Source organism: Sutcliffiella sp. NC1 (assembly GCF_027594365.1).
GTDB lineage: Bacteria > Bacillota > Bacilli > Bacillales > Bacillaceae_I > Sutcliffiella > Sutcliffiella cohnii.
Window position 1 is genome coordinate 3,306,157 of the sequence record NZ_CP115153.1, and the last position, 14,368, is coordinate 3,320,524.

14 protein-coding genes are annotated in these 14,368 nt (G+C 37.3%); 3 read left to right on the top strand and 11 right to left on the bottom strand.

All coding sequences use genetic code 11. The features are described from left to right. Positions 1–318: a hypothetical protein gene (locus O1A01_RS17295; RefSeq protein WP_066417896.1), complete on the top strand. Its 318-nt coding sequence runs from the start codon at positions 1–3 to the stop codon at positions 316–318. Between the two features lie 92 nt (positions 319–410). Here O1A01_RS17295 and O1A01_RS17300 read toward each other — a convergent pair whose 3' ends face one another. The 9 genes from O1A01_RS17300 to O1A01_RS17340 form a co-directional block, all read right to left on the bottom strand. Continuing rightward, on the bottom strand, positions 411–1,121 hold the full coding sequence (locus O1A01_RS17300) for a nuclease-related domain-containing protein (RefSeq protein ID WP_270064576.1): 711 nt from the start codon (positions 1,119–1,121) through the stop codon (positions 411–413). Between the two features lie 422 nt (positions 1,122–1,543). Beyond that, positions 1,544–2,875, bottom strand: coding sequence for a dihydrolipoamide acetyltransferase family protein (locus O1A01_RS17305; protein ID WP_270064577.1), 1,332 nt, complete (start codon positions 2,873–2,875; stop codon positions 1,544–1,546). 73 nt (positions 2,876–2,948) lie between these two features. Beyond that, entirely contained in the window at positions 2,949–3,932 is a 984-nt protein-coding gene (locus O1A01_RS17310) for an alpha-ketoacid dehydrogenase subunit beta (RefSeq protein WP_066412992.1), read from the bottom strand. Between the two features lie 12 nt (positions 3,933–3,944). Next, entirely contained in the window at positions 3,945–4,937 is a 993-nt protein-coding gene (locus O1A01_RS17315) for a thiamine pyrophosphate-dependent dehydrogenase E1 component subunit alpha (protein WP_066412990.1), read from the bottom strand. A gap of 54 nt (positions 4,938–4,991) precedes the next feature. Further along, on the bottom strand, positions 4,992–6,413 hold the full coding sequence (gene lpdA, locus O1A01_RS17320; protein ID WP_270064578.1) for a dihydrolipoyl dehydrogenase: 1,422 nt from the start codon (positions 6,411–6,413) through the stop codon (positions 4,992–4,994). Positions 6,414–6,428: 15 nt separating this feature from the next. Continuing rightward, positions 6,429–7,538: a butyrate kinase gene (gene buk, locus O1A01_RS17325; protein ID WP_270064579.1), complete on the bottom strand. Its 1,110-nt coding sequence runs from the start codon at positions 7,536–7,538 to the stop codon at positions 6,429–6,431. A 65-nt stretch (positions 7,539–7,603) separates the two neighbouring features. Beyond that, positions 7,604–8,701, bottom strand: coding sequence for a branched-chain amino acid dehydrogenase (bcd, locus tag O1A01_RS17330; protein ID WP_066412985.1), 1,098 nt, complete (start codon positions 8,699–8,701; stop codon positions 7,604–7,606). 28 nt (positions 8,702–8,729) lie between these two features. Then, entirely contained in the window at positions 8,730–9,626 is an 897-nt protein-coding gene (gene yqiS / locus O1A01_RS17335; RefSeq protein WP_270064580.1) for a phosphate butyryltransferase, read from the bottom strand. Positions 9,627–9,761: 135 nt separating this feature from the next. Further along, the gene (locus O1A01_RS17340; protein WP_270064581.1) at positions 9,762–11,816 is read right to left on the bottom strand and encodes a sigma 54-interacting transcriptional regulator; all 2,055 of its coding nucleotides are present in this window, start codon (positions 11,814–11,816) and stop codon (positions 9,762–9,764) included. A 184-nt stretch (positions 11,817–12,000) separates the two neighbouring features. Here O1A01_RS17340 and O1A01_RS17345 point away from each other — a divergent pair, with 184 nt between their 5' ends. Further along, positions 12,001–12,237 (top strand): DUF2627 domain-containing protein, encoded by a 237-nt coding sequence (locus tag O1A01_RS17345; RefSeq protein WP_066412980.1) that lies wholly within the window; start codon positions 12,001–12,003, stop codon positions 12,235–12,237. A gap of 197 nt (positions 12,238–12,434) precedes the next feature. Here O1A01_RS17345 and O1A01_RS17350 read toward each other — a convergent pair whose 3' ends face one another. Continuing rightward, positions 12,435–13,178 (bottom strand): glycerophosphodiester phosphodiesterase, encoded by a 744-nt coding sequence (locus O1A01_RS17350; RefSeq protein WP_270064582.1) that lies wholly within the window; start codon positions 13,176–13,178, stop codon positions 12,435–12,437. Positions 13,179–13,264: 86 nt separating this feature from the next. Between O1A01_RS17350 and O1A01_RS17355 the strand changes: the two genes are divergently transcribed. Continuing rightward, complete coding sequence (locus tag O1A01_RS17355) at positions 13,265–13,414, top strand: YycC family protein (protein WP_084380230.1); 150 nt, start codon at positions 13,265–13,267, stop codon at positions 13,412–13,414. 125 nt (positions 13,415–13,539) lie between these two features. On the opposite strand, the gene spo0A is transcribed toward O1A01_RS17355, so the two are convergent. Next, positions 13,540–14,328, bottom strand: a complete 789-nt coding sequence (spo0A, locus tag O1A01_RS17360) for a sporulation transcription factor Spo0A (RefSeq protein WP_066412973.1) — start codon at positions 14,326–14,328, stop codon at positions 13,540–13,542. Positions 14,329–14,368 lie beyond the last annotated feature (40 nt).

The following is a 14,368-nucleotide window of genomic DNA, read 5'->3' on the forward strand; positions in this document are numbered from 1 at the left end:
ATGAGTGAAATGGTATTAGAGGCGATAAAATTCTTTCGGTCGTACGGAGTAAAATGTGACGATGATGACAAATGGGTTCAGGAATGGTTGAATAGTGATCCAAGTAGAAAGGTTTCAAAAGAAGCCTTCTGTGAAGAAGACCTTTACGATTTTAATGAATGGTGTAGATGGAAAGGCTCAGTATATGAAAAAGGAATAGATGATCAAACAAAGATTGAAAGATTATTAGAAGAAATAAATGAACTTAAGAGTGAAATAATCGTTCTAAGGAAGCAAAATAATGAGTTAGAAGCTCGATTAAGGATGAATACTTTTTAACAACAGCTTCCCCCAATCTAACAAGGTTGGGGGAAAGAAAAAGTGTAAAAGTAACAAAAGTGTACATTCTAAAGTGAGCAAAAATGTACATTTTAACCTTGACATTTATACTTTTGAACTTCATCTGGAAGTAAGTCATATTTTTCAAGTAGATTAGTGTCATCTGGAGTATGGGCAAGAAGCAGTTTTTTTGAATACGACCTGACATCTGCTTCATTTAATAAAGTGTTCTTTATATTCTTTTCTATACTCTCAATTTTCCAAGGGAGTGCATCAATTCCTATTACTTTATCCGAGAGATGGGATGGGAGCTTAGAAGTATCAAAAAACGTATTGGGGTTTGAAATGACTATTAATGAGTAGATTTGTAGGAGCCTTAAATAATTTTGTTGAAACCATTGTTTCATTCTATATTCCTGTCTTTGTACTTGCCATAGTGGGTTTACGAATCCTTCAATTTTATCATTTAAATTTCTTGTCATTTTATTTTCTTCAAATATTAAATGACCATTTAGGTTTTTTGTTTCAATAAGAATAATACATTTTTTTGTAAGTAATAACGTATCCATTTGGACTTTATGATTATTGATCGTAAGTTTTAAATCTTGTAAAATGTAGAACTTTTTTTCATCAATAAATCCCAGTTGATAGTCTGTTGCGAGCTCCCCTAAATAGCCAGCGTTATATTTTCTATAATCACTTTCAATAAAGTTTCGCTTCGGATGGCGTCCGTGAATTCTAGCTAATAACGCTTCATATTTACGAATTAAAATTGGTTTTTTACGTGGCTTAATTATCGGCATGATATTCCTCCTTCAAATTTAATCAAAAATATAATTTCTATATCTTTACGAAAATTCCTTCTTAAAGATATAGTATTTTGTTGAATTTTTTGGGAGGTTGCTGACTTTTGACCGATGGTTGCACCAGTTTGCGGCGGTGTTGCACCAAAACTTGGCAAGATTGCACCAGTTTTTCGTTTCGTTGCACCACGTGGTTTTCGTTGCTGACTTTTGAGCGGCGTTGCATCACTTGGGGGCCGTGTTGAACCACTTGAGCAGGAGTTATAATAAATTAAGGCTTAGAGATGTTAATTCTCTAAGTCTTTTTATGTAATATAACTGGCAATCTTTAATTTTGTATGGTTATTTTTGTGCTTTAAAAAGTACACCAATTGAACATAAAATAAACAACCCCCGGCAAAAAGCCGAGGGTTCTATATAAATTAATAAATCGATGTATTCTCACGAGACATTTTTTCGATAATTTCTTTCACACGAGCTAAGAAGCGGCCGCAAACTAAGCCGTCTAAAACGCGGTGGTCTAGAGACATACATAGGTTTACCATGTCACGAACTGCGATCATCCCATTGTCCATTACAACTGGACGTTTTACAATTGACTCTACTTGAAGGATTGCTGCTTGTGGGTAGTTGATGATACCCATTGATTGAACAGAACCGAATGAACCAGTGTTGTTCACAGTGAATGTTCCACCTTGCATTTCAGCAGATGTTAACTTTCCAGAGCGTACCTTCGCAGCAAGTTCTGTAATTTCACGAGCAATTCCTTTAATTGTTTTCTCATCAGCGTTACGAATAACTGGCACATATAGTGCGTCGTCCGTTGCAACAGCGATAGAAATATTAATATCTTTCTTTTGAACGATTTTGTCACCAGCCCACATAGAGTTAATTTGCGGGTATTCTTTTAATGCTTGGGCAACTGCTTTTACGAAGAAAGCAAAGAATGTAAGGTTGAAGCCTTCTTTTTGCTTAAATTCGTTTTTCACAGAGTTGCGGTAGTCTACTAAATTAGTCGCATCCACTTCAATCATCGTCCATGCATGTGGAGCTTCGTGTTTACTGCGAAGCATGTTTGCAGCGATTGCTTTACGAACACCTGTAACCGGGATTTCGATATCCCCTGCTTCTACTGGCACATTAACTGGTGCGGCCGCTTTTGGTGCTTGAGCTGTGGCTGGTGCAGAAACTGATGCAGCTGGTTGGCTACTTACTGCTGCAGGTTTTTCTTCTGTAACAGATGTAGCTGGTTTACTGTCTGCAGTTGGAATGTTGCCAGACTCAATCACTTTTAATATGTCTTTTCTAGTAATACGGCCGCCTGCTCCAGTACCACTTACTTGCTCTAAATCAATGTTATTTTCTTGAGCTAGACGTAAAACAGCTGGTGAATAACGACGTTTGTTCGGCTGATCCTCATCATTAGTTGTAGGTGCCGTAGCTTCTTCATTTGTTGAAGCCGCATTTGCTGGGGCTTCTTGTTTAGAAGTTCCCCCTCCGCCAGCAGCTCCACCTTCTGTTTCTATATAACAAATAATTTCACCAACTGCTAAAGTATCGCCATCTTCTGCTACAAGCTCTGTAATTTTTCCAGAGAAAGATGATGGAATTTCTGCGTTTACTTTATCAGTCATAACCTCTGCAAGAGGGTCGTATTTATTTACTGTATCACCGACTTTAACAAGCCAGCGGCTAATGGTTCCTTCTGTAACACTTTCTCCAAGTTGCGGCATCGTTATTTTTTCAATAGCCAAGGTGAATACCTCCTCGTTCATTTAGAAGGGGTCTCCTCAAATAGAAGACCACCTCCATCATATAATTCTATTATTAAAATTCCGCTAGCTCGCGCATAGCTTTTTCTACTTTGTCTGGGTTAACCATAAAGTATTTTTCCATAGTTGGAGCATAAGGCATTGCCGGGACATCCGGACCTGCAAGACGCATAATCGGTGCATCGAGATCGAATAAGCAATTTTCAGCTATAATTGCTGATACTTCACTCATAATGCTTCCTTCTTTATTATCTTCTGTTAGTAATAACACTTTACCAGTTTTAGAAGCTGCTTCTACGATAGCTTCTTTATCTAACGGGTAAACTGTACGTAAATCAAGGATGTGTGCGGAAATTCCGTCTTGCGCTAAGCGTTCTGCTGCTTGTAGAGCAAAATGAACACATAGTCCGTACGTAATAACAGTAATGTCTTCCCCTTCACGTTTAACGTCTGCTTTACCGATTGGTAATACGTAATCATCTGTAGGCACTTCACCTTTAATTAAACGATACGCACGTTTATGTTCGAAGAAAAGAACTGGGTCTTCATCACGGATAGCTGCTTTTAATAAACCTTTTGCGTCATAAGGAGTAGATGGCATTACAATCTTTAATCCTGGTTGATTAGCAAAAACTGCTTCTACTGATTGTGAATGGTAAAGCGCACCGTGAACTCCTCCACCGTAAGGAGCACGAACTACTAGCGGACAACTCCAATCATTGTTAGAACGGTAACGGATACGAGCCGCCTCTGATATTATTTGGTTTACTGCTGGCATAATAAAGTCAGCGAATTGCATTTCAGCAATTGGACGCATACCATACATTGCTGCACCAATAGCTACACCTGCGATTGCAGATTCTGCAAGTGGTGTATCAATCACACGGTCTTCACCAAACTGATCATATAACCCTTGAGTTGCTTTGAAAACTCCACCTTTTAGACCTACATCTTCCCCAAGTACGAATACTTTTGAATCGCGTTCCATTTCTTCACGAATGGCCATTGTGACCGCATCTATATAAGAAATAACTGCCATGATTTTTCCTCCTTACTCAGCATATACGTGCTTTAATGCATACTCAGGCTCTGCATATGGAGCATTTTCTGCGTATTCTGTAGCTTCATTAACGACTTGCGCAATCTTATCGTTAAGTGCTTTCTCTTTCTCTTCTGTTAACACGCCAACTTCTTTTAAGTAATTTGCAAAAAGAATAATTGGATCTTTCGTTTTCGCTTCTTCTACTTCGCCACGCTCACGGTATGCACGATCATCATCATCACTAGAGTGAGGTGTTAAACGATAAGAAATAGTTTCTACTAATGTAGGACCTTCACCACGACGACCGCGGTCTGCTGCTTCTTTTACTACTTTATAAACTTCTAATGGATCATTACCGTCTACAGTTACACCTGGCATTCCATAGCCGATTGCACGATCAGAGATCTTTTCACATGCTACTTGCTTTTCATACGGTACGGAGATTGCATATTTGTTGTTTTCACACATAAAAATAACTGGCAACTTATGAACTGCTGCATAGTTAGCACCCTCATGGAAATCTCCTTGGTTAGAGGAACCTTCACCGAATGTCACAAATGTTACTAAATCTTTTCCTTCAAGACGTCCACCAAGTGCAACACCAACTGCATGAGGCACTTGTGTTGTAACTGGTGATGAACCTGTTACGATACGATTTTTCTTTTGACCGAAATGACCTGGCATTTGACGTCCACCAGAGTTCGGATCTTCTGCTTTTGCGAATCCTGAAAGCATTAATTCCGTTGCTGTCATTCCAAATGTTAAAACAACCCCCATGTCGCGATAATATGGAAGAACGTAGTCTTTTTCACGGTCTAAAGCAAAAGCTGCTCCTACTTGTGCTGCTTCTTGACCTTGACAAGAGATGACGAAAGGTATTTTACCTGCACGATTTAATAACCACATACGCTCATCAATTCGGCGAGCAAGTAGCATCGTTTCATACATTTCCATTACGTTTTCATCCGTTAAACCTAATGCTTTATGACGATTTTCAGCCATTATTTATTACCTCCTTAATATGTAGGGAAGGGTTTGATACCCCTTCTATTATTCTTATGAATGAATTGCTTTACCATCAACTGCTAGTGCAGCTTCCCCAATTGCTTCTGATAATGAAGGATGTGGATGAATAGTGTGGGCAACTTCCCAAGGTGTTGCATCTAATACACGTGCTAAACCAGCTTCAGATATCATATCTGTTACATGCGGTCCTATCATATGAACACCTAAAATATCATCTGTATCACTATTAGCAATAATTTTTACAAATCCGTCAGACTCTCCATATACTAAAGCCTTACCAATTGCTCGGAAGCTAAACTTACCTGTTTTAATGTTATAGCCTTTTTCTTTTGCTTCTTCCTCAGTGTAACCGACACTTGCAACTTCTGGACTGCTGTATACACATTTAGAAATTAACGAATAGTCAATTGGAGAAGGGTTTTCATTAGCAAGATGTTCAACTGCAACAATTCCTTCGTGAGAAGCAACATGCGCTAATTGAAGACCGCCGATTACGTCACCAATTGCATAAATATGAGATTCTTTTGTTTGATAGTAATCATTTGTTTTAATAAAGCCTTTTTCTACTTGTATATCAGTATTTTCAAGACCAATACCTTCTACGTTAGCTTGACGTCCAACTGATACAAGCATTTTATCAGCGGAAAACGTTTTTTGTTCCCCTTTATGCTCTGCTTTAATAGTAACTCCCGAAGATTTTTCCATCGTTTCAGGTAAAACTTTTGCACCTGTTACTAGCTTAATTCCGCGCTTTTTCATTAGTCGTTGTGCTTCTTTAGAAATCCCTTTATCTTCTGTCGGTAAAATTCTATCTGCATATTCTAAAACGGTAACTTCTACACCAAAGTCAGAAAGCATAGATGCCCATTCAATGCCGATTACTCCTCCACCAACAATAATGATGGAGCTAGGTAAACTCTCCATTTGAAGCGCTTCATCTGAAGTCATCACGAGGTCGCCATCAATATCCAATCCAGGTAATGTGCGTGGTCTCGAACCTGTTGCGACGATTACATTTTTGGGGATTAACATTTCGTTTTCGTCACCATTTTCAAACTCAACAGATATTGTTCCAGGCATCGGAGAAAAAATCGATGGTCCTAAAATGCGCCCAGTTCCGTGAAACACATCAATCTTCCCTTGTTTCATTAAGTGTTGAACTCCACCATGAAGTTGGTTTATAATTTTTTGTTTGCGTTCTTGTACTTTTAAAAAGTCTAATTTTACTTCTCCAGAAATAACGCCGAATTCCTCACTTTTTTTCGTTTGAGAAAACACTTCAGCACTTCTTAACAATGCTTTACTAGGAATACAACCTGCATGTAAACAAGTTCCCCCTAGCTTTCCTTTTTCAACTACTGCTGTTTTTAACCCTAATTGAGAAGCACGTATAGCAGCTACGTAACCACCAGTTCCTCCTCCTAGAATGACTAAATCGTATTCTTGAGCCATATATATTTCTCCTTTCTAGTTAGTTACTTTGCTGTTTACATTATTGCCCGGGTAAACTTTTGCCTTTTCCTCACCACGAAGTACACGTAAAGCACCTTCTGTTAAAGCTTGTAACTCATTTTCACCAGGATGTACAATGACATCTGCAATCCAACTAATTCGATCTGAAATTAGTTTTACGAAACCTTTTCCGTATGCTAAGCCACCAGTTAATATGATTGCATCGACTTTCCCGGACAGTACTGCGCTAGCAGAACCGATTTCTTTGGCAACTTGATATGCCATGGCATCGTAAACTAGAGCTGCATCTTCATCGCCTTGATCTATCATTTTTTCTACTTGAACAGCATCATTAGTGCCTAAGTAACCGACAAGGCCACCTTGTCCGACGAGCTTTTTCATTATTTCTTCACGATAATATTCACCAGAGAAACATAAAGAAACAAGGTCACCAACTGGAACTGTTCCTGCACGCTCCGGGCTAAAAGGTCCATCTCCGTGTAGTCCGTTGTTCACATCAACTACTCGACCATTTTCATGAACACCTACTGTAATACCGCCACCCATATGTGTCACAATTAAATTTAATTCTTCATATTTCTTCCCTAAATTTTTGGCAACACGGCGAGCAACAGCTTTTTGATTTAATGCATGAAAAATACTCTTACGTTCAATTAGAGAAAAGCCCGAAATTCTAGCGATATCCGATAATTCGTCAACAACGACCGGATCCACAATAAAAGAAGGGATATTTAGTCCTGTTGCAATTTCATAAGCTAAAATACCACCAAGATTGGAAGCATGTTGGCCTGAGTAGCCAACTTTTAAATCTTCTAGCATAGCATCATTTACCGCATATGTGCCACCTTCGATAGGGCGTAATAAGCCACCACGACCACATACAGCACTTAATTTAGAAATGTTAATACCTTCCTCGTCTAACGTCTCTAAAATAGTTGATTTCCGAAATTCGTATTGATCAAAGATTGTTGCATACGAATTGATAGTATCGCTATCATGACGTATTGTTTTTTCAAATATTGATCGTTCATTATCGAAAACACCGATTTTTGTTGAGGTTGATCCTGGGTTGATTACGAGAACTCGATATTCTTTTTCATTCAAAGTTGAAACCTCCAGTAAAAACCGGAAAGAAGGATTAACCCTCTTTCCGTATCCTTTTCTGTTTATTATTTACGATGACTTAAAATATGTTTTTCGTTTTGTAGGAACTGACTACGAGAATTTCTCACTCGTTCAATTCTTTCTTCTGCCAGACGATCTGCAGCTAGGTATGTTGGGATATTGTCACGTTTAGCAATTTCAATTACACGCTCAATGTTGTTGTAGATTGTTTCTACTTTTTTCATCGCACGGTCGCGGTTATATCCATAAAGCTCATCTGCAACGTTAATAACACCACCTGCGTTAATTACGTAATCAGGTGCATAAACGATGCCCATTTCATGAATAATGTCACCGTGACGAGTATCTAATAATTGGTTATTCGCTGCTCCAGCAATAACTTTTGCCTTAATTTGTGGAATTGTTTCATCATTAATAGTTGCACCAAGAGCACATGGAGCATAAATATCGCATTCTACGCTATAAATGTCTGCTGGATCAACAGCTTTTGCTCCAAATTGTTCTACAGCACGTTGTACAGCTTCTTTATTAATATCGGTAACGATTAATTGTGCGCCTTCTTCATGTAGATGACGACATAAGTTAAATGCAACGTTTCCTATACCTTGCACAGCTACTACTTTTCCTTCTAAAGAATCAGTACCGAACGCTTCTTTCGCAGCTGCTTTCATACCACGATATACACCGTATGCCGTTACAGGTGAAGGATTACCAGATGAGCCAAATGCAGGTGATACACCAGTAACATAATTCGTTTCTTCATAAATTAAATCCATATCTGCAACTGTAGTACCAACATCTTCTGCTGTAATATAACGTCCGTTTAAGCCTTGAATGTATCGTCCAAAAGCACGGAACATTTCTTCATTTTTATCTTTACGTGGGTCGCCGATGATAACTGTTTTACCACCACCAAGATTTAATCCTGCAGCAGCATTTTTATATGTCATACCTTTTGCTAAGCGTAGAGCATCTTCAATCGCAGCTTCTTCAGACTCATAAGTCCACATACGTGTACCACCTAAAGCTGGACCTAATGTTGTGTCGTGAATAGCGATAATTGCTTTTAAACCTGAAGTTTTATCTTGGCAAATGACTAGTTGTTCGTAATCATATTTCTCCATATATTTGAAAATTTCCATGTTAGTATTCCTCCCCAAATTTATATGTTTAAACTGCGCTAACAGCTAAAGCTAATGAATTTAATTTACTCTCTGCTGAATCAGCACGAGACGTTAAAACAATCGGTGCCTTTGCGCCTGTAATAACTGCTCCAACCTTAGCATTGGCAAAGTAAATAAGTGATTTATATAGGACGTTGCCGACCTCAATTGTTGGTACAAATAATATATCTGCATGACCAGCTACTTCACCAGCTATCCCTTTTTGTTCGGCAGCCAACTGAGATACAGCATTGTCTAAAGCAAGAGGGCCATCAATAATACAGTTTTTTATTTGTCCACGTTTATTCATTTGAGTTAACAGTGCTGCATCAACCGTTGCTCGCATGCTTGGGTTCACTACTTCAACTGCGGCTAAGGGTGCAACTTTGGGCACTTCTACACCTACAGCACGAGCGAAGTTTACTGAATTGTTAACAATTTGAACTTTCTGCTCAATAGTTGGTTCAATATTCATTGCAGCATCCGTAACAAAAATTAACTGATCATAGCCAGGCACTTCAAAGGCTGCAACATGTGACAATACATTACCTGTGCGTAGACCGTATTCTTTATTTAATACTTCTTTTAAAATAGTTGCAGTGGATACATGTCCTTTCATTAAGACATCTGCTTCTTTACTAGACACTGCCTTTACAGCAAGTGCTGCAGCTTCTTTTTCATTAGCTGCTTGTACTACTTTTATCTTATCTTCCATTACGGCTAACCCATTAACAGACAATAACTCCATTATCTTTTCTTCATCACCAAAAAGTAAGAAGGAGGCTAATCCTTTTTTTACAGCTTCTGATACTGCCACCATTACTTCAGAGTCTTCTGCAGCAGCGACAGCTACCACTTTAGGAGTCATTTGGGTTGCTTTGTTGATTAATTGTTCTAGTTTCACTTCCAACCCTTCCTTTCTTGCTTACACTTTCATAAATGCAAGAACCGTGCCAACTTTTAAATATTGAAAACGCTTCATTTTTTATTTTTTGACCGTGCATTCCTTTGCAATATATGCAAAATATTGCATGCAACTTTATTCAATTTCGTATTTTTGCATTTTATAATATAAATTACGTATAGAAACACCAAGTTCTTTCGCCGTTTTTGTTTTATTTCCGTTATTTTTACTTAACGTCTTTTTTATAATACCCTCTTCATAACTCTCTAACATTTCCGTTAAGTTTCTGTTTTCCGGGATGAACATTTCTGTTTCTTCTTTTATATCTTCTTCATTTTTCGTGTTTAAATCAGGAATATGAGATAAATCAATATACAGTTCATGATTATTCATAAAAATGATTGCACGACCTAAAATATTTTCCAATTCCCTTACATTACCTGGCCAATCATATTTCATTAAGTAAGTAATAGCACCTTCGGTTAACCCTTCAATTGTCCTACCATAATCTTGATTAATTTTTTGAATTAAATGTTTACAAAGGGAAGGTATATCCTCTTTTCTTTTTCTCAAAGACGGGATATGAATGGGCATTCTATTTAAACGATAATACAAATCCTCCCGAAAAGTACCTTCCACTATACCTTTTTCTAAATTGACGTTCGTTGCTGCAATAACTCGGACATTTATAGAAATCGGTTTCGTTCCTCCAACACGAACTATTTCACCTTCTTGTAATACCCTTAATAGTTTTGCTTGTGTATTAGCAGATAATTCTCCAATTTCATCCAAAAAAATACTACCATTATTCGCTTCTTCAAAAAGACCCTTTTTCCCTCCATGTTTAGCACCTGAAAAAGCACCTTCTTCATACCCGAATAATTCACTTTCTAGCAACGTTTCAGATATTGCTGCACAATTGACACGGATAAATTTATTATATTTTCGTTCACTTCCATTATGGATAGCGTGAGCAAACAGTTCTTTACCCGTTCCAGATTCTCCCCTTAACAAAACAGTAGCAGGTGTTCTTGCACCTAATTTAGCTTGCTCTACTGCCAATCGCATTTCTTCGGAAGAACCGATAATATCATCAAATGAATATTTCGCTTCAAGGGTTCGGATGATTTGTCGAGCACGGTTTAATTCATTCGTTAAGTTTTGTATTTCTGAAACATCATGAATGACCCCAACACTTCCTTTAAGCTTACCGTCCACGATAACAGGCGCAACATTGACAATTACTTCTCTTTTAGAAGGACCAACTTTCATTTTCACTCCACGAACAGCTCGTCTCGTTTCCAATACTTTCATATGCATACTTTCGCCTTCTGAAATATCGGCAGTAGCTGGCTTGCCGACAACTTGTTCTTCTTTCAAACCTGTGAGCCTAGAGTATGCACGGTTGATCATTAATCCTCGACCGAATTCATCAACTACCGAGATCGCATCATCTGAAGATTGAATAATGGATTCCAGCATAGACTGGATTTCCTTTAAGTTAGTCACTTCCTCCGCTAAATTCATTACTTCCGTAATATCTTTAAATACCGAGAATGCTCCTAATACATTTCCATCTTCATCGATGATTGGACTTCTAGTACTAATTACTCGTTTTCCATTTTCCAGAAGTAATTCGCTATTCTTTTCTACCCTTTTACTATGTAATACATTTGGTAATCTACTTGATGGTATTGTCTCCAAAATATGTTTGTGAAGTGCTTCTTTTTTTCTAACTCCAACAATTTTTTCTGCACTTTTATTATAAAAATGAATAATTCCCGCTGAATCAATTCCAATTAACCCATCGTGTAAATTATTAAAGATTAAATCTCGTTTATGTGACTCTTGTTGAAGTTTCGAAATTAACGCTTCATGCTTTTCGACTAATCTTGCAAATATAGAAGCAACACTTCCTGGAACGAGCACCGTTTTCTTGCCCTTTGCACCTCTAATTGCTTGAAAGACTTCATCTGAGCCAGTTGCTTCAATAATAATGTCGAGATCATCAGACAAATAATCTTGCCACTTAACTCCTGTGTCAATTCCCAAAGTAGTTGCAAACTTTAATCCCGGTGCATCTTCTCTAATGTCAACTATCCTTTTCACTAAAAACATTTCTGAATGCATAAGCATTCTTAGCATTGCAGAACCGCCTTTACCTGCGCCTACAATTAATACAGATTGCATAACAGACCCCTTATCAACTCATAATTTATATAAACCATGAAAAATTTTTCATACCCTTTTTCATTTGATTGAAAATGTTTGCACACTTTAATAATATATGTTATTGCTATTCCTTGCAACAGAATATCTGATATACTTATTTCAGATATTCTAGCATTTATAGGAAGTGAGGCTTTATGAGCTCATGCAACGAATTATTGCATTAACTATTTTAGTGTTGCCAGCATTGTTAGCTGTATTAGGTATTAAATTAATGAGAGATATGATTTTCGGCGTTTTGCACGCTCCTATTCCTTCATTATTGTTACAGTTCGTTGTCGGTCTTTTGTTTTTAGGAATTGGCCTTTGGTTTGTGGCTGGGTTTATATTTTACCGAGATCGAAAACGAAATAAAGTTCAAAATAGGTTTCAGAAAAAATGAGGCTGTCCTATAAGTCAGTAGAAACTGACTTTTAGGACTTTCTTTGTTCGTTACCTCAATATGGATTTTAAAAATTTTATTAGTTAAGTACAAATTTTCCTATTGCATTGACCATATCACCCTCCCAGTCGTTCCGTAAGGTAAGTCACAAATAATTAAAATAAGCGTCCTCACAAATGGGAAGACGCCGATTACAATTATTTAAGTGGACATGACTCAATTTTTTCTCTAATTTGGAGCGCTTTTTCTGGATAATCCGTGAAGAAGCCGGATACATTCATGGCAAACATCTTTTTCATCGTTCTTTCATCATTCACTGTATACGGACGCACCTGGATTCCTTTACTTCCGGCAGCTTTAACGATCGCTTTAGTAGCAACTCCTTTATTAGGGTGTAAACTTTGCGCCCCTACAACATGTGCATAATTCCACGGTTCAAACAACCCTTCAGAGTATAGAATTGCTTTTTCAATGTGAGGCGCTATCCGATGTAGTTTAGAAATACTATAATGATTAAAACTAGAAAAGATTGTTTGTTTTTCTACTTTATAGAGCTTTACTAGTTCCACTACTTTTTCTTCTAGTCCTTCATAAGCAATTACACTGTTTTTTAATTCAATATTAATAAGTAAAGTCGTCTGACTTGCCCACTCCAAAACTTCCTGTAATGTTGGGATTGGACAAAAATCAAACTGTTTAAATTTAAATACTGCGTTTAATTGTTTTAATTCTTCCATCGTTTTATCTTTTACAAAACCAGAACCGTCTGTTGTTCGGTCAACTTTTTCATCATGTATGACAACAGGAACGCCATCTGAACTCAATTGGACATCCAGTTCAATTCCATCTGCCCCTACTTTTTTTGCTTGTTGAAAACTAATCATCGTATTTTCTGGATGCGTACCAGCCGCTCCTCTATGACCGAAAATTTTAGTATCCATATTTATCCTCCTACACCCTTTATCATTTGCCATCTGCCGAATATTTTAGTACAAATATATTATAATTAGTTGAAAGAGGTGATAAAATGAGACCTTTACAAATCTCTGCAGAAACAGCGCAAAAATTAGCAAAAGCATTAGACGTACCATTAGAACAAGTGATGCACACACCTCAACATATTTTAATTCAAAAGCTTATTGAAATAGAACGCGAAGAAGCAAGTAATCGTAAATAATGTTATACACAAGACAGCCATTATGTGAGATTCATCATTAAATATGGGTGTCTTTTTACTATGCAAAAAAAACACCCTTCAACTTAAGAAGGGTGTTTGAATTATTCTTTATTTTCCTTACCCTCTCAAGAAGCTTTATGCTCCAAGCGAAGTTTATCAGCGACCATTGCGATGAATTCTGAGTTTGTTGGTTTAGCTTTAGACATGGAAACCGTATAACCGAATAAGGAGGAAATAGAATCTATGTTGCCACGGCTCCAGGCTACTTCAATCGCATGACGAATTGCACGCTCCACACGGCTTGCAGTAGTGTTAAACTTTTTAGCGATATCAGGGTATAAAACTTTTGTGATGGAGCCTAAAAGCTCAATATCGTTATATACCATAGAAATTGCTTCACGTAAATATAAATATCCTTTTATATGTGCCGGAACTCCAATTTCATGAATAATACTAGTAATACTAGCATCTAAATTTTTCGTTTTCGGCTCTGAATGACGTACGAATGTTTGGTGTGAACTCTTGATGATCGGTGCAGCTTTACCACTAACTTGACGAATATTACTTACTAAATGTTCCATATCAAACGGTTTTAATATAAAATAAGATGCGCCTAACTCTACAGCTTTTTTTGTCACATCTTCTTGACCGAAGGCAGTTAACATAATAACATTCGGTTGTTTAGTAAGATTTAATGCTCTCATTCTTTCTAAGACAGCTAAACCATCTAAATGTGGCATAATAATATCTAATATAAGTACGTCTGGATTACTTTTCTCAAGAAGCTGTAAACACTCTTGACCGTTACTAGCAGTACCAACAACTTCCATATCTTCCTGAGCTGAAATATAATCTTCAAGCAACCCAACTAATTCTCGATTATCATCTACTACACAAACTTTAGTTTTCATCAAACAAATTTCCTCCTCAGTTCCATAAACATATTTGTCATCT

Excerpts from the sequence above, each read along its gene's own strand:
- bcd (WP_066412985.1), bottom strand. The coding sequence starts at position 8,701 with ATGGAAATTTTCAAATATATGGAGAAATATGATTACGAACAACTAGTC.
- O1A01_RS17295 (WP_066417896.1), top strand. The coding sequence starts at position 1 with ATGAGTGAAATGGTATTAGAGGCGATAAAATTCTTTCGGTCGTACGGA.
- O1A01_RS17310 (WP_066412992.1), bottom strand. The coding sequence starts at position 3,932 with ATGGCAGTTATTTCTTATATAGATGCGGTCACAATGGCCATTCGTGAA.
- O1A01_RS17340 (WP_270064581.1), bottom strand. The coding sequence starts at position 11,816 with ATGCAATCTGTATTAATTGTAGGCGCAGGTAAAGGCGGTTCTGCAATG.
- O1A01_RS17300 (WP_270064576.1), bottom strand. The coding sequence starts at position 1,121 with ATGCCGATAATTAAGCCACGTAAAAAACCAATTTTAATTCGTAAATAT.
- lpdA (WP_270064578.1), bottom strand. The coding sequence starts at position 6,413 with ATGGCTCAAGAATACGATTTAGTCATTCTAGGAGGAGGAACTGGTGGT.
- O1A01_RS17315 (WP_066412990.1), bottom strand. The coding sequence starts at position 4,937 with ATGGCTGAAAATCGTCATAAAGCATTAGGTTTAACGGATGAAAACGTA.
- O1A01_RS17355 (WP_084380230.1), top strand. The coding sequence starts at position 13,265 with ATGAGACCTTTACAAATCTCTGCAGAAACAGCGCAAAAATTAGCAAAA.
- O1A01_RS17345 (WP_066412980.1), top strand. The coding sequence starts at position 12,001 with ATGCAACGAATTATTGCATTAACTATTTTAGTGTTGCCAGCATTGTTA.
- O1A01_RS17350 (WP_270064582.1), bottom strand. The coding sequence starts at position 13,178 with ATGGATACTAAAATTTTCGGTCATAGAGGAGCGGCTGGTACGCATCCA.